Genomic DNA, 24,591 nt, shown 5'->3' with positions numbered 1-24,591 from the left:
TCGAGGAAGAGGGACCGACATGAGCGCAGCCGAGCCCACCGCGGCTCTGCGGGGCATCCGGGTGATCGACATGGCGGCCGTGGTGATGGGCCCGTACGCGGCGCAGATCCTCGGTGACTTCGGCGCCGACGTGATCAAGGTCGAGCCACCGGCCGGGGACATGACGCGCTTCACCCACCCGCAGCGGCACGAGGGCATGGGCGCGCTGGCCCTCAACGTCAACCGCAACAAGCGCAGCCTGTCGCTGGACCTCAAGTCCGCCGAGGGCCGGGAGGTGTTCCTGGACCTGGTGCGCAGCGCCGACGTGCTGATCACCAACACCCGACCGGGCGGGCTGCGGCGGCTGGGGTTGGACTACGAATCGCTCGCCGCGGTCAACCCGAGGCTGGTGTACTGCTCCGCGCAGGGTTTCCGCGGGAACTCGGACCGGGCCGACCACGCGGCCTACGACGAGATCGTGCAGTCCGGGTCCGGCCTCGCCGACCTGATGCGCCGGGCCACCGGGACGCCCACCTACGTGCCGACCATCCTGGCGGACAAGGTGTGCGCGCTGACCATCGTCTACGCCGCGCTGATCGCGGTGATCCACCAGCGCGCCACCGGTGCGGGCCAGCACGTCGAGGTGCCGATGACCGACACCATGCTCGCGTTCAACCTGGTGGAACACCTGGCCGGGCAGACCTTCGAGCCGCCTGCCGGGCCGGTGGGGTTCCCGCGCTCGCTGTCCGCGGGTCACCGCGCGATGTCCACAGCGGACGGCTGGGCGTGCATCATCCCCTACACCCCCCGCGACATCCGCAACTTCTTCACCGCGATCGACCGGCCCGACCTCGCCGGGGACGAGCGGTTCGCCACCTCCGGGCAGCTCGTCCGGCACTACTCCGACCTCTACGAGCTGATCGAGCAACTGGCGCCGGAGCGGACCACGGCGCAGTGGGCGCGGATCTGCGCCGACAACAGCATCCCCTTCTCCCCCGTGCTCGACCTCGACCACGCCGCCGAGGACCCGTACTTCACCGGGGGCGGTCTGCTGTCGGTGGCCGAGCACCCGACCGAGGGGGCCTACCGCGTGGTCGGCAACCCGCTGGGGTTCTCCGGGACGCCGCCGACGATCCGCAGCCACACCCCGGCGCTCGGCCAGCACACCACCGAACTGCTCACCGAGCTGGGCTACGACGCCGAGGCGATCGCTGACCTGGTGGCCAAGTCCGTGGTCGGCACGCCGGGGACCGGCGCGTGAGCACCGGGCGGCTGACGGCCGAGGACATCGTGGCGGCGGGCACCACCCCGCTCACCGCGCCGCCCTACGCGCGGGTCCGCCGCAGGTTCACCGACCGCGAGTACCTCAACGTCGTCTACCGCACCGACCCGGACGCCCTGCGGCGGGTCGTGCCCGAGCCGCTGGAGGTCGAGGACGACCTGGTGCGGTTCGAGGTGATGCGGATGGGCGACGTCCCGGGTTTCGGGCCGTACACCGAGTGCGGGCAGGCGATCCCGGTGTCCTTCGATGGCGAGCGCGGCGAGTACCTGCACGCGATGTACCTCGACAGCTTCGCGGGCACCGCGGCGGGCCGCGAGAGCAGCGCCTACCCGAAGGGGCCGGGCAAGCCCGCGTTGCGGGTCGAGGAGGGGGCGCTGGTCGGCACCCTGGACGTCGGCTCGCTGCGGGTCGCCGCCGCGACCATGGCCTACAAGCACCGGCCGATGGACCTCGCCGAAGCCGGAGCGCAGATCACCGTGCCCACGTTCATGGTCAAGATCGTGGCGGGCTACGGCCCCCGGCCGCAGGTGTGCGACCTGGTGCGCACCCGGATCACCGACGTCGTCGTGCACGAGGCATGGTCCGGTCCCGCCCGGCTGCACCTGTTCGAGCACGTCCTGGCGCCGCTGGCCGACCTGCCGGTGCGGGAGGTCGTGGCCGCGTCGCACGTGCGCACCGACCTGACCCTGGAACCGGTGCACCCGGTGCACGACTACCTGGAGGACCTGTGAGCGCCGACTCCCCCGGCACGGTCGCGGTGATCGGGGCGGGCACCATCGGGCTGTCCTGGGCCGTCCTGTTCGCCGCGCACGGTTGGTCGGTGCACATCCAGGACCCGCGGCCCGACCTGGAAGAGGCGGTGGCCGGGGGCCTGCGCCAGTTCGCCCCGACGCTGCTCGAACCGGTGGCGGCCGAGGTGCTGGAACGGCGGGTGCGGGTGCACACCGAACTGGGCGCGGCGGTGAACACGGTGGACCTGGTGCAGGAGAACGGCCCCGAGGACCTGGGGTTCAAGCAGCGGCTGTTCGCCGACCTCGCCGCCGCCGCCCCGGCGGGCGCGCTGCTCGCCTCCTCCACCTCCGGCCTGCAACCCAGCGACATCGCCGAACACCTCACCGACGACGCCGCCGCGCGCGTGGTGGTGGCCCACCCGTTCAACCCGCCGCACCTGCTGCCGCTGGTGGAGGTCGTGGCGGGTCGTCGGACCTCCCCGGACACCGTCGAGCGGGCCATGGCCCTGTACCGGGGCCTGGGCAAGGTCCCGGTGCACGTGCGCAAGGAGACGCCCGGGTTCGTCGCCAACCGCCTGCAGTCGGCCATGTTCCGCGAGGCCGTCGACCTGGTGCTGCGCGGCGTGGTCACCCCGGCCGAACTGGACACGGTGGTCACCGAGTCGGTGGGGCCGCGCTGGGCGACCGGCGGCCCGTTCCTGAGCTACCACCTCGGCGGTGGCCCCGGCGGTTTCCGGCACTTCCTGGAACACCTCGGCCCCGGCATGGCCCGCCGCTGGCGCGACCTCGGCACACCCGAACTCACCGACGAGGTCATCGCGCGGCTCGTCGAGGCCACCGAGGGCGCCTACGCCGGGCACGACTACGCGGACCTGACCCGCGCCAGGGACCTGCGGGAGATCGCCGTCCTCAACGCCCGCGCGCAGGCGCGGACCGACACCTGACCGAGAGGAACACCATGAGCGCCGTGCAGAGCAGCGCGAGCACCTTCCCCCGCAGCGGCGACCGGCACTTCGAGACGCTGACCGGTGACTTCTTCGGCTTCGAGAACCTGCTCGCGGAGGACGAGCGCGACATCGTCATGCGGGTGCGGGAGTTCCTGCGCACCGAAGTCGAACCGATCGCCAACGACCACTGGTCGCGCGCGGAGTTCCCCTTCCAGATCATCGACGGCCTGCGCGCCCTGGACATCGCGGGCCTGCGGTACGAGGGCCTGGCCGCGCACTACGGCACCCGGCTGCTCAGCGGCTTCCTCGCGCTGGAGATCAGCAGGGCCGACCCGTCGATCAACACCTTCTACGGCGTGCACACCGGTCTGGCGATGGGCAGCATCAACCGGTGCGGCTCCGACGAGCAGCGCGAGCGCTGGCTGCCCGCGATGGCCCGGATGGAGAAGATCGGGGCCTTCGCGCTCACCGAACCGCACGGCGGCTCCGACGTGGCGGGCGGCCTGGAGACCACGGCCCGCCGCGAGGGCGACGAGTGGGTGCTCAACGGGGAGAAGCGGTGGATCGGCAACGCCACCTTCGCCGACCTCGTCGTGGTCTGGGCCCGGGACGAGGCCGACCACCACGTCAAGGGGTTCGTCGTGGCGAAGGGCACCCCCGGCTTCTCCGCCACCAAGATCGAGGACAAGGTGGCCCTGCGCACGGTGCAGAACGCCGACATCGTGCTGACCGACTGCCGGGTCGCCGAGCGGGACCGGTTGCAGCGCGCCGAGAGCTTCCGCGACACCGGCGACGTGCTGCGGCTGACCCGCGGCGGGGTCGCCTGGGGCGCGGTCGGCTGCATGATGGCCGCCTATGAACTGGCCCTGGCCTACGCCACCGAACGCGTCCAGTTCGGCCGCCCGATCGCCAAGTTCCAGCTCATCCAGGACCACTTGGCCACCATGGTCGGCAACGTCACCTCCTCGCTCGCCCTCGTGGTCAGCCTGGCCCAGTTGCAGGACCACGGCGTCAACAAGGACGAGCACTCCGCCCTGGTGAAGTCCGTGGTCACCACCCGCATGCGGGAGACCGTGGCGCTGGCCAGGGAAGTGCTGGGCGGCAACGGAATCCTGCTCACCAACAACGTGGCCCGCTTCTTCGCCGACGCGGAGGCGCTCTACTCCTACGAGGGCACCCGCGAGATCAACCAGCTCATCGTGGGCCGGGCGATCACCGGCATGGGCGCCTTCGTCTGACCGGCCCGGCCGGGCGCCGACCCCGCCGCCGGGGACGGGGTCGACCACCCGCGGGTCGGATCAGGCGAAGGACCGCCCCATCCACCAGTTGCCCGGGGCACCCGGGTCGGTGCTCGACCAGAACTCCACGCAGGCGCTGGTGAACTCCTCGGCGGTGAGGTGGCCGTCGCCGTCGATGTCGAGGTGCGCGAACGCCTCGGTGGCCTCGGCCTCGGTCAGGCCGGGGAAGTGCCCGCGCTGGAACGCCAGGTACTCGGCGGGGCTCACCCGGCCGTCCGCGTCGGTGTCGGCCACGGCGAGGAACGCCCGGGCCAGCGCGCCCACGCTCGCCCGCGCGGCCTCCGGGTCGTCGGACAGCGAACCGGTGGAGGCCAGGAACTGCTCGCGCGAGATCGAGGTCCCCCCGCCGGGGATGTGCGGCAGGTGCAGCTCGCGCCACACCCGCAGGTAGGCGTCGACGATCTCCTGCTCCTTCGGCGAACCGGGGGCGTGCCCGAGGGCCTCGGCGGCCCGCTTGCCCATCAGGACGTGGTCCTGCTCGGTGAGCAGACCGTCCCCGTCGACGTCCAGGTGGTCGAACCCGTGGTTGATCTTGGCTTTGAGCAGGTCGTTGACCGGCATGGGGCCTCCGTACGCGATCGGTTGGCGGACGGCACACAGGATGGTGCCGCCGGTCGCGGCCGGACAACGGCCGATCGGGTTCCCGGGCGCCCCGATCGGGTGGACGTGGCTCCGACAGCCGGGCGCGGCCGGTCGGCCGGTCCGCACCGGGGCGGGATCACCAGGGCACGACCACGTCCACCGAACCGTCACCGTCACCACTGCCCCGGAACGATCCGGTGGGACCGTCCTCGGGCAGCAGGGCCAGTCGGACCGGGACTTCGGCACCCTGCTCCGGGGTGAGCACGCCGCGGCTGAAGGGCGAGCGGGAGTTGAGGTCGGTGGCGACCAGGCCGGGGTTGGCCGCGTTGACCTTGATGCCCTCTCCGCGCAGCGCGTTCGCGTACACGAGGGTGACCGCGTTGAGGGCCGCCTTGGAGGAGCTGTAGGGCAGCAGGCCGCGGGTGGAGATCGGGTTCTCCGGGTCGCTGAGCAGGCTCAGCGACCCCAGCGGGCTGGAGATGTTCACCACCCGCGCGTTGGCCGAGCGGCTGAGCAGCGGGATGAACGCGTTGGTCACCGCGACCGTGCCGAACACGTTGACCTCGAACGCGGCGCGCATGTGCTCCGCGGTGATCTCCGCCGTGGGGATTCCCCACTCGACCACGACCCCGGCGTTGTTGACCAGGACGTCGAGCCTGCCGTGCTCGGCCCCGATCCGCTCGGCAGCCGCCTCGACCTGCTCCTGGACCGTCACGTCGATCCGGGTGAACCGGGCGTCGAGCCCGTCGGCCCGGAGTTCCCGCTCGGCCGCGCGGCCCCGCTCCTGGTCCCTGGCCCCGAGGTGGACGGTCATCCCCACCTCGCCGAGCCGCCGGGCGATCCGCAGCCCGATCCCCTTGTTCGCACCTGTCACCAGGGCCACCTCACCCCGGTACGGACCGTCGATCATCGCGTGGCCTTCCTCTGGAATCCCCCGGAACGCGCAGGGGTCACCCCTCCTGCGGAACACGAGTCCACCAGTGGAGAAGCGGCCAGGCCACTAGCCTTCCGACTGGTTTAACCTAACCGGAAGAGTGGTGAGCGGTGAGCCGTGGGTAACTAGCATGAACCCATGACACCAGGGGGATGGGCGGAACCACAGCGGGTGCTGGCCGCGGCGGGCCAGGTGCTGCGGGCGCCGCTGCGGCAGATCCTCGCGACCCTGTCCGAGGTCACCGCGGACTTCCTCCCGCACACCGCCCTGGTGATGCTCTCCGGCGACTGCCCCAAGACACCGATGTGGGCGCACGGGGACGCCGCGCTCGTCGGCGAGGTGACCACCGTCGAGCTGACCAGGCTCTCCACCCTCGTCGACGTCGGCACCCCCTGGGTCGGGGAAGCCACCCTCGCGGGCTCCCCCCGGCCCGTCCTCGCGGTGGCCTCGGCGCCGTCGGGTTCCGCCGGGGCACTGCTGGCCGTGCTCACCACCGGCGACCACCCGGCCGCCGCTCCCCCGGTGGTGCAGGCGCTGTGGGACCTGGTCACCAGCCGCATCCTCGACCTGCTGCCCGCGGCGGTGCCGGTCAGCACGCCGTGGATCGCCAACAGCGAGCGGGCCAGGGTCATCGCGGGCCTGACCGACGCGCACGCCACCACGCTGACCGCCCTGCTGGGCGTGCTGCGCAGCCGCGGCCTCGACGACCGGACCGCGCGCCGGACGGCCATCGACCTCGTGGCCTCGGCGATGGTCGAACTGCGGGCCACCGACGACGACGACCCGGCGCCGCACGAGGAGGTGGTCGGCGACGCCTACGGCAGGCTCTCCGACATGCTGGGCCTGCTGTCGCGCTACGGCGGCGTGGCCCTGGACTTCTCCCCCGTGGCCTGCCGGAACCGGCTGATCCCCGCCGACATCGCCCGCACCGCCCGCGCGGTCATCCGCGGCACCGTGCTGACCATGCTCGAACAGGGCGGGGTCAACCGCATCCGGGTCTGCTGGGAGGTCGAGGACACCGAGCTGCGCAGCACGGTGCGCGACGACGGCCCGGGGACGCTGGCCGCGGAGGCGCTCACCGTGCACCGCCTCACCGACCGGGTGGCGGCGCACAACGGCAGCCTGCACGTCGACTCGGTCCCGGAGTGGGGCACGATCGTGACCGTGCGGCTCCCGCTGGCCGCCCCCGACCTGTCCCACGGCGACCAACCCCTGGGCGTGCTCAACCCGAGGGAGTTGGACGTGCTGGAACACCTGGTCAACGGGCACCGCAACCGGGTGATCGCCGAGCACCTGCACATCAGCGAGCACACGGTGAAGTTCCACGTGGCGAAGATCCTCAAGAAGCTCGACGTCGACTCCCGCGGCGAGGCCGCCGCGGTCGCCAGGGCCGCGGGCTTCCCCGCCGAACCCTCCCTGGTGGGCTCGCCGAACCTGCCCGCGCAGGCCGCGTGGCCCACCCCGAGCCGCTTCACGTCCTGAGCACGACCTTGCCCAGGGCGGACCCGGTGGCGATCAGTTCGTGGGCGCGCGCGGCGTCGGCCAGCGCGACGACGTGCCCGACGTGGACCCGCAGCCGCCCGGAGTCCACCAGGTCCGCGAGCGCCGCCAACCCCGCGCTGTCCGGTTCCGCGGTGACGCCCGCGAACCGCAGGCCGCGCCCGGCCGCGCGCGCGGCCAGCCCGGCGTCGGTCATCTCCACGATGGTCACCAGGAGCCCGCCGGGCCGCAGCACGTCCAGCGACCGGACCGCGGTGTCGCCGCCCACCGTGTCCAGCACGACGTCCACCCCCGCGACCACCTCGGCGAAGTCGGCGGCGCGGTGGTCGATCACCTCGTCGGCCCCCAGGTCCCGGACGAAGTCGTGCTTGGCGGCGCTCGCCGTGGCGATGACCGCGGCGCCCCTGGCCCTGGCGACCTGGACCGCCAGGTGGCCCACCCCGCCACCGCCGCCGTGGACCAGGACGGTCTGACCGCCGCGGACACCGGCGGTGTCCACCAGCGCCTGCCACGCGGTCAGCCCGGCGAGCGGCAGCCCCGCGGCCCGCACGTGGTCGATCGTCGCGGGTTTGCGGGCCAGTTGCCTCGACGGCGCCGTGACGTACTCGGCGTACCCGTTGGCGGCGCGCGGAATCCACGGCATCCCGTAGACCTCGTCGCCGGGGGCGAACCGGTTCACCCCCGGCGAAACGGACTCGACCACCCCGGAGACGTCCCAGCCGACGGTGAACGGCGGCTCGCCGAGCAGGGGGATCGCCCCGGAGCGCACGTGGGCGTCGATCGGGTTGACCCCGGCGGCGACCACCCGGACGAGCACCTCGTTCAGCAGCGGCCGGGGCCGGTCCACCTCGGCGAGTTCCAGGACGTCCGGCCCGCCGAACGACCGCTGGGTGACCGCGCGCATCGTGCTCGTCACCGGACCCCCTGCACCAGTTCGTCGAGGGTGGCGCCCTCGGGGACCGCCTGCCCCACGTCCCAGTGCTCCACCAGCAGGCCGTCGCGGACCCGCCAGATGTCCACCACGATCACCGGCGGCACGCCGGGTGCGACCCGGATGACGCCGTGGGTCCAGACCAGGTCGTCCTCCGCGACCGCGCGCAGGACCGTCAGCGAGAAGTCGGGGAACGGGGTTGCCGCCATCTCCTTGAACGTCTCCACCGTCCGCTCCCTGCCGACCCCGACCCCGTGGTGGTGGTTGGCGAAGTCCTCGGCGAGCATCAGCTTCGCGTTGTCGAAGTCCTTCTTGTTGTAGAACGCATCGATGTAGTCCGCGACGAGCTTCTTGTTCGCCACAAGGGAATCGGATGACATGCGGGTCTCCTCGTTCGGGGGTGCGGGGTGGGAGCGACCGTACCGGGAACGGTGCGCTCGGAAGGGCTATTTGATCCCGATGACGATGGAATCGGGCCCGATCAGGTGTTCCGACCACGAACGGCTGAACCCCGCCTCGGCCATCCAGCCCGTGCACTCGGCCGCGGTGTAGCCGAAGCCGCCGTCGGTGACCACCAGCATGGTCAGGCTCATCAGCAGTGCGAACGCGTTCTCCGAGCGGTCGTCGTCGACGAGCGAGTCGTAGACGATCACCGCGCCGCCCTCGGGGAGCGCGTCCCACGCCTTCCGCAGCAGGAGCTTCTTCTTCTCCAGGTCCCAGTTGTGCAGGACGTGGCCGAAGGTGACGACGTCGGCGCGCGGGAAGTCGTCGGTGAAGAAGTCGCCGCCGACGAACGCCAGCCGGTCCCGCAAGCCGTTCTCCGCCGCGTACTCCTCGAACACGGGCGCGGCAGCGGGCAGGTCGAAGCCGATCCCGCTCAGGTGGGGGTTGGCCAGCAGGACCTGGACCACCAGGTCCCCCTGCGCGGTACCCAGGTCGGCGACGGTCCCGTAGTCCTTCCAGGGAACCTGCCGGGCGATCCTGGTGTTCGCCGCGTGGCTGATCCCGGTCATGGACGCGAGGAACTGCTTGAGCCGCACCGGGTCGGCGTAGAGCGCGTCGTAGGTGTCGAGGTCACCGTCGGCGGACTCGTCGTGCGCGGCGCCGGTCCGCAGCGAGTCGGTGAGGTCGGCCCAGATGCGGTAGAGCCGCCCGTTGGCCATGTCCAGCATGCCGCCCGAGTGCGCGTAGGCGGGCTTGGCGCGGTCGAGGTGGGCGGCTGTCTCCTCGGTGTTGTGGTAGACGTCGTCGACCCGGCGCAGGAACCCGAGGGCCACCAGCGCGTCGAGGAAGTCGCGCGCCCCGCGCGGGTGCAGGCCCAGCCGCTCGCGCAGTTCGGCGAGACCGGCCGGTCGCACGGCCAGTTCGGTGAACACACCGAGTTCGACGGCGCTCAGCAGCGTCTTCGACGCCTGGAACCCCATGCCGGTCCGCATGATCGCCTCGGCGGTGGGCTGTGGTCGGGTCATCCTGTTCTCCTCGGGTCGTCGATCGGGGTGGCTGTGCCCGGCGTGCGGTCAGCCCGCGGACTCGCAGGCGGTCCTGGTGTAGTTGCGGGCGGCGGGCTCGAACTGGAGCGCCTGGTGCGTGGAGATCGAGTTGACGTCGCGCCAGAGCCGCTGGAGCAGGCCGTCGGCCACCTGGCCGCCAGTCCCCGCGGCGCGGAAGATCCGGTTGACCGCCCCGGTGAGCACGTCGATGGCGAACGCGGCGTCGCGGGCGCCGCGGGCGACCTCCGCGGGGGTGATGTCCCCCCGGTCGGCCACGTCGGCGATGCGCTCCAGCAGCAGCCCGACGGCGTCGATCTCGGCGGACGAGCGCGCCAGCACGGATTCCCAGGTGGCCAGGTTCCCCTGCGCCCCGGGCGCCCCCGGGAGAACCGGCGCGTCGCGGACCTTGCGGGCGACGTGGGCGGACAGCAGCGCGAGGGCACCGCGCGCCGCACCGAGCGCGGGGACGACGAAGGTCAGGCCGTTGACCGCGGGCAGCGGTGCGACGGGGGCGGCCGGTTCACCAGCCGGGTCCACCGGGCGACCCGCGAACACGGTCTCCCGACCCACGACCCGGTGCGCGGGGACGAAGACGTCCTCCAGCACGGCGGTGTTGCTGCCGGTCGCCTGCATCCCCACGCTGAACCAGGTCTCCTCCACCCGGCACGCCTCCCGCGGCACGGCCACCAGCTTCAACACGGGCTCCCCGTCGACCAGCACCTTCGCGCACAGGACCGCCCACTCGGCGAACTCGATCCCGCTCAGGTACGGCCACCGGCCCGACACCCGCCAGCCGTCCCGTTCGGCGACGGCCTCGCCGAACGGGAGCACCGAGCAGACCACGGCGGTGTCCGGCCCGTCGGCCCAGAACTCGCGCCGCGCCGCCCGCGGGAACAGCGCGAGGAACCTGGGGGTGCTCGCGAAGAGGGACGCGCACCAGGCCGTGGCGGGGCACCGCTCACCGATCAGCGCGACCGCGGGCAGAAGTTGCCGGAACGTGCCGTCCCGCCCGCCGAAACCGGCCGGGACGAAGTGCCGCAGGAAGCCCGCTCCGAGCACGGCCTCGAACACCTCCGGGCCGAGCCGCCGCTGCCGGTACATCTCGGCGGAGAGCCCGGACGCGACCTCGGCGACGTCCACCGCGGCGGTGGAGAGGGGAACCTCGTTTTCCGGCATCTGCTGTGTCCTCGTCCTTCTGGCGCGGGAATGGCTCTTTCACGACAGTTCGTGGTCATCGGGGTCCACCTCGTGGGTGCGCTGCCAGTACTCCTGCGCGGAATAGGGCCAGTTCACCGCCGAACGCCCGCCCTCGTTGTACCAACCGCCCACCTTCGACCAGCCCCACGCGCGGTTCCGGTTCCCCGAGTCGATCCACTCGTTGTAGCGGTCGTGGACGTCGCGGCGCACCTGGATCGCGCTCTTGCCGCTCTCCAGCAGCAACCGGATCGCGTCGAGGACGTACGACGTCGCGCACTCGGAGAAGTAGACGATGCTGCCGCCCTGACCGACCAGGTTGGTGTTGGGGCCGTAGAGGCAGAACAGGTTGGGGAAGTCCGGCACCGCGATGCCGAGGTAGGCGCGCGGTGCGCCGTTCCAGGTCTCGTGCAGGTCGACGCCCGCCCGCCCGGTCACCACCATCGGGGCCAGGAAGTGCGACGCCCGGAACCCGGTGGCGAAGACCAGCACGTCGACGTCGACGGCCGCACCGCCCGCGACCACCCCGGTCGGGGTGATCCGCTCGATGGGGTCGGTCACCAGCCGCACGTCGTCCCGCTTCAGCGTGGCGATCCAGCGGCCGTTGTCCCGGAGGACGCGCTTGGCGCCGACCGGGTACCTCGGGATCACGGCGTCCCGGAGTTCCGGCGCGTCGGCCAACTGCGCCTCCATGGCCGCGGCCAGGCCCGCCCGCAGGTCCTCGTTCAGCGCCGAGACCGCGCGCTCCGTCGGCGGGTGGTCTGGGTCGACGACCCACCCCTCCAGGATTCCCCGCAACCCGGGGGCGAAGAGCCAGAACCGGTGCCACCGGCCGTAGTGGGGCAGGTGGCGGTGGAGCCAGTGCGCGCCCGCGGGCACCGGGTCGTGGTAGTGCGGGGTCGGGCGCAACCACGGCGGGGTGCGCTGGAACACGACCACCTCGGCCGCCACCCCGGCGATCTCCGGGATGAACTGGTAGGCGCTCGCCCCGGTCCCGATCACGGCGACGCGCTTGCCCGCCAGGTCGACCGAGTGGTCCCAGGCCGCCGAGTGGAACGCGGTCCCGGCGAACGCGTCGCGGCCGGGGATGTCCGGGGTGCTCGGCCGGTTGAGCTGCCCCACCGCGCTGATGACGACGTTGCAGGTGTCCGTCCGCTCCCCGTCGGGCCCGCTCGTGCCCAGGTGCCACAGGGAGTCCCGCTCGTCCCAGCGCATCGTGCCCACCTCGACGCCGTACCGGACGTGCTCGCCGACGCCGGACTCCTCCGCGAACGCCCGGAGGTAGTCCAGCACGTCGTCGCGGGTGCTGAAGTGGTCGGGCCAGTCGGCCCTCGGGGCGAACGAGTAGTCGTAGAGGTGGCTGGCCACGTCGGTGCGGCAACCGGGGTAGGTGTTCTCGAACCACGTCCCGCCGAGGTCGGGGTTCTTCTCGTAGACCACGAAGGGCACCCCGGCCTCGGCGAGGCGGCGGGCCGCGAGCAACCCGCTGAAACCGGCACCGATGACGGCGACGCGGAAGCCCTCCGGCGGCGAGAGTTCGGCGAAGTCCCAGCGGGGCGCTCGCGGGTCCTCGCCGGGGAGCGCGAACCCCTCGGCGAGCAGCGGCAGCAGTTCCGCGGTGTCGGCCCCCATGGCCCACGTGGTGATCGCGCGCAACAGGTCGTCGCCCGGGGGCCGCACCTCCTGCCCACGGAGCCGGCGAAGCGCCAGGAACGCCCTCTCCCGCAGCGATTCCTGTTGCTCCGGGGTCAGCCCGCCCTGGGGCGCGAACAGCCACCCCGGGCTCCGGGGGAGTTCACCCAGCAGCGACACGTCCCCGGTCAGGTGGGCGACGGTCATCACCAGCGCCGGGATCTCCGCGTCCACCAGGTGCTCGCGCAAGGTGTCCTCGTCCAGGTCGGGGAAACTAGCCCGTGCCACGGGTTCCACCTCCCGCCGCGACCGGGTTCGGGTCGAGCGTGGCGAACCGGCGGTCGAAGTAGATCGCGGGTGGGCCCGCCGCGGCCAGCACCTGGTCGACGACCTCCCCGACGACGATCACGTGGTCCCCCGCGTCGTGCCGCTGGTGCGTCCGGCACTCGACGGCGCCCAACGCGTCCTCGACGATCGGCGCCCGGTCGTCGGCGGGCGCGAAACCGCCCCCCGCGAACTTGTCGGCCAGCCTGGTGGCGAACCGGCGGGCGAGGTCGGTCTGCTCCGCGCGCAGGATGCTGACCGCGAACCGCTCCGCGCGGGCGAAGACCGGGAAGCACCTCGACGACCTGGCCAGGCACACCAGGACCAGCGGCGGGGTGAGCGAGACCGAGCAGAAGGAGCTGACGGTCATGCCGTGCGGGGTGCCGTGCTCGTCGCGGGTCGTGACGATGGCGACCCCGGCGGGGAGCCGGGCGAGCACGTCCTTGAAGTCGTCGGCCATGGCCTGCCCGCCCGGTCAGCTCGTCCGCACGAGGGCGTCGTTGACCAGGTCGAGCACCTCGCGCGGGGTGCGCAGTTCGGCCATGCGCTCCTCGGGCACCCGCACCCCGTACTCCGCCTCGATCCTGGCCGCGGTCTCCATCAGCGCGAGGGAGTCGTAGCCGAACTCCTCGAAGTCCCGGTCCTGGCGGTCGGCGGTCAGCGCCTCGCCGTCGGCCTCGCCCGCGCACTCGACCAGCACGCGGCGGAGGTCGTCGATGGTCATCCTGCTCATGTTCGCTCCTGTGGTTGTCGCGGTCTCCGCGGCGCCGGGGTGCGCGGTCCGGGCACCGCGCGGACGACGACAGCGGAGTTGAACCCCCACCGGCCCCTGGCCAGCACCAGGGCGGTGGTCACCTCATGGTGGCGGGGAACCCCGCGCACCAGGTCGATCCGGTAGTCCTCCGGCACCTCGGCGGTGCCGGGTGTCGGTGGGATCACCCCGTCCCGGATGGACAGCAGGGCGTCGGCGACGTCGACCGGGCCGCCACCGGAGTACATCCGGCCGGTCAGCGCCTTCGGCGCGGTGACGGGCACCGCGAACGGCCCGAACAGCCCGCTGATGGCGGCGGCCTCGGCGCGGTCCAGCTCGGGCACCCCGGAGGCGTCGGCGAACACCACGTCGACCTGGTCCGGGGTGAGGCCCGCGTCGGCGAGCGCCGACTCCGCCGCCCGGCGCAGACCCGGCGGCCTCGGCGAACCGGGCGGCGGGTCGAACGTCGTGGCGTAGCCCGCGATCTCGCCGTAGACCTGCCGCGCTCCCCTGGCCGCCGCGGCGGACGCGGTCTCCAGGACGAGGATCGCCCCGCCCTCGCCGGGGACGTACCCGCAGGCGTCGACGTCGAAGGGGCGGTAGGCGCGGTGCGCGTCGGTCGCGGTGCTGAGCCGCCCACTGGCGATCTGCGCCACCCAGCCCCACGGGTCGAGGGCCGAGTCGACGCCCCCGGTGACCACCATCGGGGTGCCCCGCCGGATGGTCCGGCGGGCGTGGCCGATGGCGTCGAGTCCGCCCGCCTGTTCGGCGACCAGCGCGGAACTGGGTCCGCGGAACTGATTGCGGATGGAGATCTGACCCGTGTTCACCGCGTAGAACCAGGCGAAGGACTCGTAGACGCTCACCGCGGCGGACCCCCGGGTCCACAGTTTCCGGAACTCCCGGTGGGTGAACTCGAAACCACCGGTGGCGTTGGAGGTGACCACACCCGTGTCGTAGTCGGCGAAGAACCCCTCGTCGATCTCCGCGTCCGCCAGCGCCCAATCCGCGGCCACCAGCGCGAGCTGGGTGGAGATGTCGGTCTGCGGCAGCAGCCTGCTCGGCAGGTGCCGCGCCGCGTCGAAGTCGTCGACCTGACCGGCCAGCCGGACCGGGTACCGCGAGACGTCGAACCGCGACAGGGTGGCGATCCCGCTGCGGCCCGCCAGCGTCGCCGCCCAGTGCTGCTCCAGGCCGGACCCGTTCGGGGCCAGCAGTCCGATCCCGGTGACGTAGACCCCCTCGCTCACCTGGACCCCCCGGTCCGGCGCAGGACCATCGCGCTCTGGAAGCCGCCGAAGCCGCTGCCGACGGTGAGCACGCTGTCCAGCCTCTTCTGCCGGGCGGTCAGCGGGACGTAGTCGAGGTCGCACTCCGGGTCGGGCACGCGCAGGTTCGCCGTCGGCGGCACCACGTCGTTCACCATGGCCAGGGCGCAGGCGGCGATCTCGATCGAGCCGATCGCGCCGAGCGAGTGCCCGACCATCGACTTGATCGAGCTGATCGGCGTCCGCCGGGCGTGCTCGCCCAGGCTGCGCTTGTACGCCGCGGTCTCGTGGCGGTCGTTCTGCTTGGTGCCGGACCCGTGCGCGTTGATGTAGTCGATCGCCGTCGGGTCGATCCTGGCCTCGTCGAGCGCCACCGTCACGGCCTCGGCGAGTTCGCGGCCGTCGGTCTTCAACCCGGTCATGTGGTAGGCGTTGCACCGCGTCGCGTAGCCGGAGATCTCGGCGTAGACGCGCGCGCCGCGCCGCCTGGCGCGCTCGTGCTCCTCCAGGACGAACACGGCGGCGCCCTCGGCGAGGACGAACCCGGTGCGGGTCCGGTCGAACGGCCGCGAGGCGTGCTCCGGGTCGTCGTTGTTCGGCGTGGTCGCCTTGATCGCGTCGAAGCAGGCGACGACGATCGGGGTGATCGGTGTGTCCGAGGCCCCGGCCAGCACCACGTCGGCGCTGCCCTCGCGGATCAACTGGCACCCGTGGCCCACCGAGTCGATGCCCGAGGTGCACCCGTTGGACACCATGGTCACCGGGCCCTCCGCGCCGACGGTCCAGGCCACCTCGGCGGGCATCGCGCTCGGGACCAGGTAGTCGAACATGTGCGGGGACAGGTTGGTGTGGTCGACCAGCCAGTTGCGGCCGCTGTCGGACAGCACCAGGTACTCCTGTTCGAGGCTGGTCGCCGAGGCCACCGCGCTGCCGAGGCTGACCCCCACCCTGGTGGGGTCGAAGTCCTCGAACTCCAGGCCGCTGTCGGTCACCGCCTCCCCGGCGCACACGACGGCGAGCTGCGCGGCCCGGTCCATCCGGCGGACCTCCAGTGGGGACAGCCCCTCGTGCTCGGGGGCGAAGTCCACCTCCCCCGCGACCCGGGACCGGTAGGCCGACGGGTCGAAGAAGGAGATCCGGCGCGTGGCGGTGCGCCCCGCGGTCAACAGGTCGAGGAATTCCTTCGTCCCGTTGGCACCCGGCGTGCGCACCCCGATGCCGGTGATCACCACCCGGCGGTTCACCGCGCACCACCCGGTGGCACCTGAGCTGTTGGACCGATCATCGGTGTGACCCCCTTCCAAGGCGGACGCCAGCGTCGCCACCGGTACTAGTGGGACGGTCGGGCCGTGGTTGGCCGGTGCGGTCGATCCGGTGCGCCCCAGCGAAAGCCCAGCGGGACCCGAGCGGCGGCGGTGAGCATCCGGGGGCGGGCCGGGACGGAACCGGCCGTGCCGCGGCTCCCCCGAGCCGAACCCGCCAGCCGAGGAGCGAACCGGATGGACCTGGAATCGACGCCGACCCCCCTGCTCACCGCGGCCGGGGAGGTGGCGGTCGCGGCGGCGCGGTGCGCCCCCGGCGCGGAGGCCCGGCGCAGGCTCGACCCCGAGGTGGTCAAGTCGTTGGTGGTGGCCGGGTTCCCCCGGCACTTCGTGCCCGCGGAGTGCGGCGGGAACCCGGGCACCTTCCTGGAGTTGAACCGGGCGGTGAGCGCGGTCGGCGAGGGCTGCACCGCCACCGCGTGGTGCGCGTCGCTGGCCGCGCACGTGTCGCGGATGGCGGCGCACCTGCCCGCCGAGGGCTACCGCGAGGTCTGGGCGGACGGCCCCGACGCGCTGCTCGTCGCGTCGCTGACCCCGGCCGGTCGCGCCGAGACCACACCCGGCGGCTACCGGCTGACCGGCAAGTGGCCCTTCGTCAGCGCCATCGACCACGCCGAGTGGGCGCTGCTGGCCTCGACGGCGGACGACGGCCGCGCCAGGGTCTTCGCCGTGCCGCGCTCGGCCTGGCGCACCGCGGACACCTGGGAGAACGTCGGCATGGCCGCCACCGGCAGCAACACGGTGCTCGTCGAGGACGTCTTCGTCCCGGCGGCGCGCACCGTCAGCCGCGACGACCTGTTCGCCGGTCGCGCGACCGACTCCGACGCCCCGTGCCACGCGGTGCCGATGCAGTCCACCACGATGATGTTCGCGGTGCCCGCGCTCGGTGCCGCCAAGGGCGCGCTGAAGTCCTGGGTGGACCACGTGACCCCGAGGATTCGGGCCGCGGCGGCGGCACCGGCGCCCGCCCTGCCGGGGATGCCGACGTTCAACCGGGCCGCCCACGACGTGGTCCTGACCCGCAGCGCGGCCGAGATCGACGCCGCCGAGCTGCTGCTCGAACGGGCAGCGGTCACCGCCGACCTCGGGCCCGCGATCACGGTGCTGGACACCACGCGCACCTGGCGCGACTGCGCGGTGGCCACCGAATCCCTGGTGGCGGTGGTGAACCGGCTGTTCCGCGCCGTGGGGACCACCGGGCAGAACTCGGCCAACCCGGTCCAGCGGTTCTGGCGCGACGTCAATTCCCTGGCGGGCCACCAGGGCCTCCAGGTCGAGTCCGCGTCGACCGCCTACGCGCACCAGGTGATCCGGGTGTAGCGGCGATCCCCGGAACCGGAGTGCCCCACGAAGAGGATCGGAGACGGATCTGCCATGACGACGAACCGGCGTACCGCCACGCAGGGCATCCCCGGGGCCGCGGGGCCGGACGCGGCCCCGGCGCCCACCGCGCGGGCGAGCGCCCCACCCGCGCCGTTCCGGGTCGTCTGGGACGACTTCTCCCGGGGCCTGCGCACCGAGGGGCCGGACGCGAAGTGGGTGCACCTGCCGTTCGGTCCCACCACCGGGCGCGACGGCGTCATCACCACGTCGCCGCGCGGCCTGCGGGTCCGTTCCTCCGGGACCGACCCGGCGACCGGTGAGCCCGCCTTCACCGCCACCGTGGCCCAGGACGACCCCGGCGGTTTCCCCGGCACGCTCGACCACGTCAAGTGGTTGGTCTACGCCAACAGGACGTCCTCGGGCGGAACGCTCGGCTTCGACACCGGACCCGGGTACGAACTGTCCTGCGAGACCAACCTGTCGGGCCGGACGTACGGCGTCGGTCGACACCCCTTCGGCGCGCGGGTGCCCAACGCCGAGGACGACCCCCGGCTGGCCTCCGCGGCGCTGGCCATGCAGGACCTGGCAACGGACGTCGCCTTCGAGTTCGCCCTCACCAACGAGAGCGTCTACGCCTACTACGAGCGGCTGCCCAACAGCCGCGGCGCGCTCGGGAACTACGCCTCCTTCCTCTACGCGATCCCGGTCGGGCGGCGATCACCGGACCAGACGCACCACCTCAGGCTCGCCCACGACCACTCGCGCGGCCTGGTCCGCTGGTTCCTCGACGGCCGGGAGGTCTTCCGGCTCGACCGGATCGGCCACCACCTGCCGCCTGCGCTGCGCCGCCACCTGGTGCAGGACCACGGTGGCGTCGAGGAGACGGTCCGGCCGGACCAGCTCGCCGTCGGGATGGGGCTGTTCAACTTCCTCGACGGGGCCGCACCCGGCCGCCCCGGCTCCGGCCTGGTGCGGCTGAGCACCGCCACCGACTACTACTACGACCCGGTCACCGGCCCGCCCACTCCGCTGACCTTCGCCGACGACCGCAGCCTGGAGGCGAACCGCCTGTTCGGCCAGGGAGCCTCCCTGCGGATGGACCGGCTCGTGGTCGCGCACCGGCCCGCCGCGTGGTGACGGCGGTGGCGACCGACGCCCTCGCCGCCGCGCTGGCCGGGGCCTGGCGGCTCGACGCCTACGTCGACGTGACCGACGGGCTGGTCGAGGAGGGCCCGCTCGGCCCCACCCCCGCGGGCCTGCTCATCTACACCGGTTGCGGCCGGGTGTCGGTGAGCATGATGCGGACCGATCCCGGTCCGCCCGCGCCGGGCGGTCAGGTGGTCCGCTTCATGGGCTACGCGGGCACGTGGTGGCTGGTGGGGCGCCACGTCGTCCACCAGGTCGACGTGGCGTCGCACGACTACCTGGTGGGCACCCGCCAGGTGCGCGACCTCGCGCTCGACGGCGACCTGCTCACCCTGTCCGGCCGGACACCGCCGGGCGCGGGACCGCCGCGCAGGCGGGTGCTGACCTGGCGCCGCGCGACCGGGGGGCCGCGATGACCCACGACTTCGACCCGGACCTGGCCGACGCCGCACCGCGGCTGCGACCGCTCGACTACGCGGACCCGGTCTCGGCGCGGGCCGCCCTGCGCGCGGTCATGGCCCGGCAGCCACGCCACGAGCCGGTGTCGGAGGTGCTGGTGCGGGACCAGACCGTCCCGGGGCCGGTCGGGGCCCCCGGGGTGGTGGTGCGGCTGCACCGCCCGGCGGCCCGGGTCGACCCGCTGCCCGCGCTGGTCTTCCCGCACTGGGGCGGGTTCGTGACCGGCGACCTGGACACGGTGGACACCGCGGCCACCCGGATCGCCGACCTAGTCGGCGCGGTCGTGGTGTCGCCCGACTACCGCCTGGCGCCGGAGCACCCGTACCCGGCCGGGCTGGAGGACTGCTACGCGGCGCTGGAGTGGACGGTGGCCGAGGCCGCCGCGCTGGGGGTCGACACAGACCGGGTCGCGGTGGGCGGCTTCAGCGCGGGCGGAGCGCTGGCGGCGGGGCTCGCGCTGCTCGCCAGGGACCGGTCCGGCCCCCGGGTGTGCTTCCAGTACCTGCTGTTCCCCCAGTTGGACGACCGGCTCACCACCCCCTCGGCGCGTTCCTTCGTGGACACGCCGATGCTGGACCGCCGGAGCCTGGAGTTGAGCTGGGGCCACTACCTGGGGGGAGCGGCGGCTTCGGGCCACGCCGCGCCCGCCCGCGCCGAAGACCTGTCCGGGCTCCCGCCCGCCTTCGTCGGGGTGTGCGAGTACGACCCGCTGCGCGACGAGGGCATCGACTACGCCCACCGGTTGGCCGCCAGTGGCGTGGAGACCGAGCTGGCGCACTACTCCGGCGCGTTCCACGGCTCGATCGGCCTCGCCCACGCGGCGTCCTCGCGGCGGATGATCGCCGACCAGGTCACCGCGCTGCGCCGCGCACTGCACCCCTGACGCGCCACCGGGCGGCAGGAGCACCGGGAACCCGCGGGGTGCCCGGGTCACCCGACCCGGGCACCCCGCCCCGACCTCTGCCCGCCGCCGCGGCGGGCGCCGGTCAGATCGAGAGCCTGGCCCGGCTCAGCAGCAGCGCGTGGTCGGCGACCCGGCGGCCGAGGTGGGCCGCGGTGAGCAGGTCCGCCTCGCTCATGGCCTCCGGCCCCTGGTCCCCCGGGCACCGCCCCATGGCGCCCAGCCAGCCACCGAGCCGATTCAGCTCGGTCTCGGCCGTGCCGGGCGGCAGGTCGAGGTTCACCCAGTGCATCCCGTGCTGGGCGGCCAGGATGGTGAAGTACTGGAGCGTGTTCAGCTTGTCACCGCTCATCGCCCCGGAGGTGGTGAAGCCCGCGGCCACCTTGTCCTTCCACGCCTGGGCGAACCAGCGCCCGCTGGTGGCGTGCGCGAAGGTGTGGAACTGCGGGCTCGCCGACCCCATGTAGGTGGGCGAGCCGAAGATCATGGCGTCCGCCGCGTCGAGCCGGGCCCACTTGTCCTCGGTCAGTTCGTCGAGCGTGAGCAGCTCCGCGGCGACGCCGTCGACGGAGGCCGCGCCGTCGCACGTCGCCTCGGCCATCCTGGTCGTGTGCCCGTAGCCGCTGTGGAAGGCGACGACGACCGAGACCGTCTTGGCGGTCATGTGTTTTCCCTTCGTGCTGCCGGTCCGGTGCGGCCGCCGGTTCGCGTCCGACGGCTCCGGGGTTTCCTCTTTCAGCCTGGCAGCTCCAACCGATTGCCAGAACTGACCGTTCGAGCTGTTGGACCTACCCGAAAGGGGAGGCCAATGTCGATTGAGCGCGACGATCAGAACAAATACTTCCCTTTCGAGTGAATGCGTGTGATTCAAGTCACATTGCATTTCGTTGCACGCGAGATGTACTCCTCCTACCCTCGGTGAGGAAGTCTCGGACTGCCACCGCACAGCCTCTTGCCGCACAGCACTTCGTGCATGGTGCAGACAATGGCGCAGGACAGTGACAGTGTTTTCGCGAAACGTGGGTATTCGGGGATGGGTGCCCGCGCCGAGCATTTGTTTCGACCGGGGGGATCACCTTGAAGTTTCACCTGTTGGGCCAATTCACCATTGAAACGGCGGAGGGAAAACTTTCCTTCCTGCCCAAATCGAAGATCACCCAGATCCTCGGCGTGCTGCTGGTGCAGAACGGCGAGACCGTCCGGGTGGACACGCTGATCGAGGAGCTCTGGGGGGAGGACGTCCCGCGCAGCGCGCTCACCACGCTGCAGACCTACGTCTACCACGCGCGCAGGATGTTCGCGAAGATGCCGGAGGGGAAGGGGCTGCTGCTCACCAGACCGTCCGGGTACGCGGTGGACGTCGCCGACGACGCGATCGACATCAAGGTGTTCGAGCGGCTGGTCGGCCAGGCGCGGCGGCAACTGCACGCCGGGCAGCCGGAGGCGGCGATCGAGTCCGTCGACCGGGCGGTGGCCCTCTGGCGGGGTCCGGTGCTCGCGGGCATGCCGCTGGGCAGGGTGCTCGACGCCCACGTCACCTACCTCGACGAGTTCAGGTTCTCCGCCACCGAGCTGTGGGTGGCCGCGAGCAGGCGCCTCGGCCGGGACCGGGAGGTCGTCCCCCGGCTCCGCCTGCTGGTGGCCGAGAACCCGCTGAACGAGAGCCTGCACGCCCAGCTCATCCGCTCCCTGCACCGGTGCGGCAGGCGGGCGGAGGCGCTGGAGGCCTACCGGAACCTCTGGCGCATCCTCGACCGGGAGTTGGGCGTGGAACCGGCCCCGGAACTGCAACTGCTGCAGCACGAGCTGTTGGCGACCGGGAGCGGTCACGCGCCACCGCGCATGGCGCTCTGACGCTCCGACCACGGGGGAACGGTTCGACGGCGCGTGCCGGTCCTGTCGCGACACGCGCCGCCGGGCATCAGAGCATCGCCACGACCCGGGTCCACCCCGCTCCCGCGCCCGCGAGGGAGACGGGGAAGCAGGAGACCGTGAACCCCGTCGCCGCGGGGAGGTCCCCCAGGTTGGCGAGCTTCTCCAGTTGCAGGTACTCCCTGCTGCGGCCGTAGAGGTGTGCGGGCCACAGGTGGGCGCGATCGCCGGTGCGGCGGTAGTCGTCGACCATGGACCGCATCGGGCGGTCCAGGCCCCAGGCGTCGATGCCGATGACCCGCACCCCGCGCTCCACCAGGAAGGCCGTGCCCTCCCCGGTGAGGCCGGGGTAGTCGGTGAGGTAGTCGGCCGACCCCCAGAGCGCGTCCGCTCCGGTCCACAGGAGCACCAGGTCGCCCGGGGCGGGGTCATGCCCGGCGGCGGCCAGCGCGGCGGTCAGGTGCGCCTCGGTGATCCCCGCCCCGGCGGGCACGTGCCGCAGGTCCAGGCGCACGCCGGGGCCGTGGCACCAGTCGAGCGGCACCTGATCGATGCTCTTGGCGGGCCGCCCGCCGCTCTCCGGGCCGTAGTGCAGCGGGGCGTCCATGTGGGTGCCGGTGTGCGTGGTGAGGGTGACCGTCTCGTTGGAGATGGCCATCCCGCCGGGGAAGTCCTCCGGTCGCAGTCCGAGCACGGCCGCGGCCGCGCGGTGGTCGAGCAGGTCGACCTTGACCGGTGTCGCTTCGCTGGGGGTGTCCGTCGTGGTCACGCTGAGGTCGATGAAACGTGTCATGCGGTTTGTCTCCTGTCCGCGGTCACCGCGCCTGCGGGGTGACCGCGCGTTCGGCCCGCCGCCACGCGGGTGCGGTCGGCATCGACGGGTTCGGAGTGTGCGCGGGCTCGATCGCGGATCGCTGGGAGGCGGATCAATCCCGGCTCGCGATTCGCGGAAAGCGCCGGAACCGCGCCCGGGGATGTGTGAATGTTTCAGTGGGAAAACAACGGATCAAGGGGGAGCGGAGAACATGCAGAACGACACAGAAAGCACTGCGACGCGCAGAAGCGCATTCGGACCGGTGACGGTGACATCCGATGATCGGCGTTATCCCGAACTGGTGGTCGGTTTCAACCGGCGGTGGGGGGCGAAGCCGGAAAGCGTCCGGCTCGTCGGGAGCGCCGAGCAGGTCGAGAGAGTGGTCCGGGAAGCCGTGCGGACCGGGAAGCGGATCTCCGTCCGCAGCGGCGGGCACTGCTACGCCGACCTGGCCTACCACGCCGAAGCCGAGATCATCATCGACCTCTCGCTGATGGACGGCATCCACTACGACCCGCACCGCAGGGCGTTCGCCGTCGAGAGCGGCGCGCAACTGGGCCACATCTACGAAACGCTGTTCCGCGGTTGGGGCGTGACGCTCCCCGGCGGGGTGTGCCCGTCGGTCGGCATCGGCGGCCACGCGACCGGCGGCGGCCACGGCCTGCTCTCGCGCCAGTTCGGCAACGTCGCCGACCTGATCGAGGCCGTCGAGGTGGTGGTGGTCGACCGGCACGGCGACGTGCGGACCGTCGTCGCCTCGCGGCAGGACACCGGCAGGCTCAACGACCTGTGGTGGGCCTGCGCGGGCGGGGGCGGCGGCAGCTTCGGGGTGATCACGAAGTTCTGGTTCCGCACCCGGGGCGCCACCGGGCACGACCCGGCGGCGCAACTGCCGAACCCCCCGGCCGAGGTGCTGATCAGCACCGCGTTCGCCGCGTGGGAGCAGCTCGACCAGGCCACCTTCACCGCCCTGATCCGGAACCAGTGCCAGTGGTACGTCGACCACAGCGCCCCGGACTCGCCCGGCGCCGCGCTCTGCGGCCTGCTGTTCGTCCAGCACGTCTCGACGGGCGGCATCGGGATGCTCACCCAGGTCGACGCCACGGTCCCCGGCGCGGAGGAGCTGCTGCGGGACTACCTCGACGCGGTCACCGCGGGCACCGGGATCACCGGCCCGTTCCCGTTCCGGCGGCTGCCGTGGCTGGCCTCCACCGAGACCATCGACACCAGCAACCCCACGGTCATGACCAACTCGACGCTGCGCAGCGGGATCAAGCAGGCCTACCTGCGCGAGCGCTTCACCGACGAGCAGATCGGCGCCATCTACCGGCACATGACCAGGCGGGACTACTCCAACCCGTTCCCCGGCGCCTCGCTGCTGCAACTCGGGGCGATGGCGGGCGGGCAGGTGAACGCCCTGGCCCCCACCGACACCGCGGTGTTCCAGCGCCGGTCCGCCCTCGTCGCGGTGCTGGAGAACTACTGGGTCACCGAGGCCGAGGACGAGGCGAACCTCGGTTGGCTGCGCGAGCTCTACGGTGAGGTGTTCGCGTCCACCGGCGGCTACCCCGTGCCCGGCGAGCGCTACGAGGGCTGCAACATCAACGCCCCCGACCCCGACATCACCGACCCGCGGTTCAACCGGTCCGGCGTGCCGTGGCACACCTTCTACTTCGGCCAGAACTACCCGCGGCTGCAACGGGCGAAGGCCCACTGGGACCCGGGCAACCACTTCCGCCACTCGCTCTCGGTGACCGCCGACCGCTGAGCGCCGAGGCGGTGGGGCGGGGTCCGCCCGCCCCACCGCCTCGGCTCGGGCCCGACGGGCGCACCAGCGGAGCACGAGCAGCAGCCCCGATCATCTGCCGGGGCGGTGCCGACCCGTCCACCCAGCACCCGAGGAAGAGGCGA

At 72.6% G+C, this 24,591-nt stretch carries 24 protein-coding genes; 11 read left to right on the top strand and 13 right to left on the bottom strand.

All coding sequences use genetic code 11. The features are described from left to right. The first annotated feature begins 19 nt into the window (after positions 1–19). From DFQ13_RS12120 to DFQ13_RS12105, 4 genes are all read left to right on the top strand, one after another. Entirely contained in the window at positions 20–1,240 is a 1,221-nt protein-coding gene (locus DFQ13_RS12120) for a CaiB/BaiF CoA transferase family protein (RefSeq protein ID WP_110079857.1), read from the top strand. Then, positions 1,237–1,992, top strand: coding sequence for an acetoacetate decarboxylase (locus DFQ13_RS12115; RefSeq protein WP_407643162.1), 756 nt, complete (start codon positions 1,237–1,239; stop codon positions 1,990–1,992). Before DFQ13_RS12120 ends, DFQ13_RS12115 begins: the two co-directional genes overlap by 4 nt. After that, the gene (locus DFQ13_RS12110) at positions 1,989–2,936 is read left to right on the top strand and encodes a 3-hydroxyacyl-CoA dehydrogenase NAD-binding domain-containing protein (RefSeq protein ID WP_110079856.1); all 948 of its coding nucleotides are present in this window, start codon (positions 1,989–1,991) and stop codon (positions 2,934–2,936) included. Before DFQ13_RS12115 ends, DFQ13_RS12110 begins: the two co-directional genes overlap by 4 nt. 77 nt (positions 2,937–3,013) lie before the next feature. Beyond that, entirely contained in the window at positions 3,014–4,177 is a 1,164-nt protein-coding gene (locus tag DFQ13_RS12105; protein ID WP_035284889.1) for an acyl-CoA dehydrogenase family protein, read from the top strand. A 60-nt stretch (positions 4,178–4,237) separates the two neighbouring features. On the opposite strand, the gene DFQ13_RS12100 is transcribed toward DFQ13_RS12105, so the two are convergent. Beyond that, on the bottom strand, positions 4,238–4,798 hold the full coding sequence (locus DFQ13_RS12100; protein ID WP_110079855.1) for an EF-hand domain-containing protein: 561 nt from the start codon (positions 4,796–4,798) through the stop codon (positions 4,238–4,240). 157 nt (positions 4,799–4,955) lie between these two features. Next, on the bottom strand, positions 4,956–5,729 hold the full coding sequence (locus DFQ13_RS12095) for an SDR family oxidoreductase (RefSeq protein WP_110079854.1): 774 nt from the start codon (positions 5,727–5,729) through the stop codon (positions 4,956–4,958). Positions 5,730–5,891: 162 nt separating this feature from the next. On the opposite strand from DFQ13_RS12095, the gene DFQ13_RS12090 reads away from it, so the two are divergent. After that, positions 5,892–7,235: a helix-turn-helix transcriptional regulator gene (locus DFQ13_RS12090; RefSeq protein ID WP_110079853.1), complete on the top strand. Its 1,344-nt coding sequence runs from the start codon at positions 5,892–5,894 to the stop codon at positions 7,233–7,235. Here the strand turns inward: DFQ13_RS12090 and DFQ13_RS12085 are convergent. The 9 genes from DFQ13_RS12085 to DFQ13_RS12045 form a co-directional block, all read right to left on the bottom strand. Next, the gene (locus DFQ13_RS12085) at positions 7,225–8,157 is read right to left on the bottom strand and encodes an NADP-dependent oxidoreductase (RefSeq protein ID WP_110080142.1); all 933 of its coding nucleotides are present in this window, start codon (positions 8,155–8,157) and stop codon (positions 7,225–7,227) included. The genes DFQ13_RS12090 and DFQ13_RS12085 overlap by 11 nt on opposite strands. 8 nt (positions 8,158–8,165) lie before the next feature. After that, positions 8,166–8,564: a nuclear transport factor 2 family protein gene (locus DFQ13_RS12080; protein ID WP_084175918.1), complete on the bottom strand. Its 399-nt coding sequence runs from the start codon at positions 8,562–8,564 to the stop codon at positions 8,166–8,168. Between the two features lie 66 nt (positions 8,565–8,630). Then, positions 8,631–9,653: a methyltransferase gene (locus DFQ13_RS12075; RefSeq protein WP_110079852.1), complete on the bottom strand. Its 1,023-nt coding sequence runs from the start codon at positions 9,651–9,653 to the stop codon at positions 8,631–8,633. 48 nt (positions 9,654–9,701) lie between these two features. Next, positions 9,702–10,850 (bottom strand): acyl-CoA dehydrogenase family protein, encoded by a 1,149-nt coding sequence (locus tag DFQ13_RS12070; protein WP_110079851.1) that lies wholly within the window; start codon positions 10,848–10,850, stop codon positions 9,702–9,704. 39 nt (positions 10,851–10,889) lie between these two features. Then, on the bottom strand, positions 10,890–12,788 hold the full coding sequence (locus tag DFQ13_RS12065; protein WP_219994390.1) for a flavin-containing monooxygenase: 1,899 nt from the start codon (positions 12,786–12,788) through the stop codon (positions 10,890–10,892). Continuing rightward, complete coding sequence (locus tag DFQ13_RS12060) at positions 12,775–13,284, bottom strand: flavin reductase family protein (RefSeq protein WP_110079850.1); 510 nt, start codon at positions 13,282–13,284, stop codon at positions 12,775–12,777. The genes DFQ13_RS12065 and DFQ13_RS12060 overlap by 14 nt, the downstream gene beginning before the upstream one ends. A gap of 15 nt (positions 13,285–13,299) precedes the next feature. Further along, positions 13,300–13,557: an acyl carrier protein gene (locus tag DFQ13_RS12055; protein WP_035284847.1), complete on the bottom strand. Its 258-nt coding sequence runs from the start codon at positions 13,555–13,557 to the stop codon at positions 13,300–13,302. Beyond that, the gene (locus DFQ13_RS12050; RefSeq protein WP_052021392.1) at positions 13,554–14,825 is read right to left on the bottom strand and encodes a ketosynthase chain-length factor; all 1,272 of its coding nucleotides are present in this window, start codon (positions 14,823–14,825) and stop codon (positions 13,554–13,556) included. Before DFQ13_RS12050 ends, DFQ13_RS12055 begins: the two co-directional genes overlap by 4 nt. Further along, the gene (locus DFQ13_RS12045; protein ID WP_181399936.1) at positions 14,822–16,087 is read right to left on the bottom strand and encodes a beta-ketoacyl-[acyl-carrier-protein] synthase family protein; all 1,266 of its coding nucleotides are present in this window, start codon (positions 16,085–16,087) and stop codon (positions 14,822–14,824) included. Before DFQ13_RS12045 ends, DFQ13_RS12050 begins: the two co-directional genes overlap by 4 nt. Before the next feature lie 255 nt (positions 16,088–16,342). Between DFQ13_RS12045 and DFQ13_RS12040 the strand changes: the two genes are divergently transcribed. The 4 genes from DFQ13_RS12040 to DFQ13_RS12025 are packed head-to-tail and all read left to right on the top strand — an operon-like array spanning position 16,343 to position 19,976. Then, positions 16,343–17,485, top strand: a complete 1,143-nt coding sequence (locus DFQ13_RS12040) for an acyl-CoA dehydrogenase family protein (RefSeq protein WP_110079848.1) — start codon at positions 16,343–16,345, stop codon at positions 17,483–17,485. Positions 17,486–17,539: 54 nt separating this feature from the next. Further along, complete coding sequence (locus DFQ13_RS12035) at positions 17,540–18,625, top strand: DUF6081 family protein (protein WP_110079847.1); 1,086 nt, start codon at positions 17,540–17,542, stop codon at positions 18,623–18,625. A 5-nt stretch (positions 18,626–18,630) separates the two neighbouring features. Next, positions 18,631–19,050 (top strand): lipocalin-like domain-containing protein, encoded by a 420-nt coding sequence (locus DFQ13_RS12030; RefSeq protein ID WP_219994388.1) that lies wholly within the window; start codon positions 18,631–18,633, stop codon positions 19,048–19,050. Then, positions 19,047–19,976, top strand: a complete 930-nt coding sequence (locus DFQ13_RS12025; protein WP_110079845.1) for an alpha/beta hydrolase — start codon at positions 19,047–19,049, stop codon at positions 19,974–19,976. Before DFQ13_RS12030 ends, DFQ13_RS12025 begins: the two co-directional genes overlap by 4 nt. A 103-nt stretch (positions 19,977–20,079) precedes the next feature. Here DFQ13_RS12025 and DFQ13_RS12020 read toward each other — a convergent pair whose 3' ends face one another. Then, on the bottom strand, positions 20,080–20,658 hold the full coding sequence (locus DFQ13_RS12020; protein WP_035284857.1) for a flavodoxin family protein: 579 nt from the start codon (positions 20,656–20,658) through the stop codon (positions 20,080–20,082). A 413-nt stretch (positions 20,659–21,071) separates the two neighbouring features. On the opposite strand from DFQ13_RS12020, the gene DFQ13_RS12015 reads away from it, so the two are divergent. Further along, positions 21,072–21,848 carry an AfsR/SARP family transcriptional regulator gene (locus DFQ13_RS12015; RefSeq protein WP_035284858.1) on the top strand — a complete coding sequence of 259 codons (777 nt, stop codon included), beginning with the start codon at positions 21,072–21,074 and terminating at the stop codon, positions 21,846–21,848. Positions 21,849–21,915: 67 nt separating this feature from the next. Here the strand turns inward: DFQ13_RS12015 and DFQ13_RS12010 are convergent, their stop codons facing one another. Further along, positions 21,916–22,659, bottom strand: a complete 744-nt coding sequence (locus DFQ13_RS12010) for a cyclase family protein (RefSeq protein WP_110079844.1) — start codon at positions 22,657–22,659, stop codon at positions 21,916–21,918. A 322-nt stretch (positions 22,660–22,981) separates the two neighbouring features. Between DFQ13_RS12010 and DFQ13_RS12005 the strand changes: the two genes are divergently transcribed. Next, complete coding sequence (locus DFQ13_RS12005; RefSeq protein WP_200873411.1) at positions 22,982–24,448, top strand: FAD-dependent oxidoreductase; 1,467 nt, start codon at positions 22,982–22,984, stop codon at positions 24,446–24,448. Positions 24,449–24,591 lie beyond the last annotated feature (143 nt).

It is taken from the genome of Actinokineospora spheciospongiae (assembly GCF_003182415.1).
Lineage (GTDB): Bacteria > Actinomycetota > Actinomycetes > Mycobacteriales > Pseudonocardiaceae > Actinokineospora > Actinokineospora spheciospongiae.
This window is presented reverse-complemented; position numbering and strand designations above follow the sequence as displayed.

Excerpts from the sequence above, each read along its gene's own strand:
- DFQ13_RS12120 (WP_110079857.1), top strand. The coding sequence starts at position 20 with ATGAGCGCAGCCGAGCCCACCGCGGCTCTGCGGGGCATCCGGGTGATC.
- DFQ13_RS12100 (WP_110079855.1), bottom strand. The coding sequence starts at position 4,798 with ATGCCGGTCAACGACCTGCTCAAAGCCAAGATCAACCACGGGTTCGAC.
- DFQ13_RS12095 (WP_110079854.1), bottom strand. The coding sequence starts at position 5,729 with ATGATCGACGGTCCGTACCGGGGTGAGGTGGCCCTGGTGACAGGTGCG.
- DFQ13_RS12090 (WP_110079853.1), top strand. The coding sequence starts at position 5,892 with ATGACACCAGGGGGATGGGCGGAACCACAGCGGGTGCTGGCCGCGGCG.
- DFQ13_RS12085 (WP_110080142.1), bottom strand. The coding sequence starts at position 8,157 with ATGCGCGCGGTCACCCAGCGGTCGTTCGGCGGGCCGGACGTCCTGGAA.
- DFQ13_RS12080 (WP_084175918.1), bottom strand. The coding sequence starts at position 8,564 with ATGTCATCCGATTCCCTTGTGGCGAACAAGAAGCTCGTCGCGGACTAC.
- DFQ13_RS12075 (WP_110079852.1), bottom strand. The coding sequence starts at position 9,653 with ATGACCCGACCACAGCCCACCGCCGAGGCGATCATGCGGACCGGCATG.
- DFQ13_RS12070 (WP_110079851.1), bottom strand. The coding sequence starts at position 10,850 with ATGCCGGAAAACGAGGTTCCCCTCTCCACCGCCGCGGTGGACGTCGCC.
- DFQ13_RS12060 (WP_110079850.1), bottom strand. The coding sequence starts at position 13,284 with ATGGCCGACGACTTCAAGGACGTGCTCGCCCGGCTCCCCGCCGGGGTC.
- DFQ13_RS12055 (WP_035284847.1), bottom strand. The coding sequence starts at position 13,557 with ATGAGCAGGATGACCATCGACGACCTCCGCCGCGTGCTGGTCGAGTGC.
- DFQ13_RS12040 (WP_110079848.1), top strand. The coding sequence starts at position 16,343 with ATGGACCTGGAATCGACGCCGACCCCCCTGCTCACCGCGGCCGGGGAG.
- DFQ13_RS12035 (WP_110079847.1), top strand. The coding sequence starts at position 17,540 with ATGACGACGAACCGGCGTACCGCCACGCAGGGCATCCCCGGGGCCGCG.
- DFQ13_RS12025 (WP_110079845.1), top strand. The coding sequence starts at position 19,047 with ATGACCCACGACTTCGACCCGGACCTGGCCGACGCCGCACCGCGGCTG.
- DFQ13_RS12020 (WP_035284857.1), bottom strand. The coding sequence starts at position 20,658 with ATGACCGCCAAGACGGTCTCGGTCGTCGTCGCCTTCCACAGCGGCTAC.
- DFQ13_RS12010 (WP_110079844.1), bottom strand. The coding sequence starts at position 22,659 with ATGACACGTTTCATCGACCTCAGCGTGACCACGACGGACACCCCCAGC.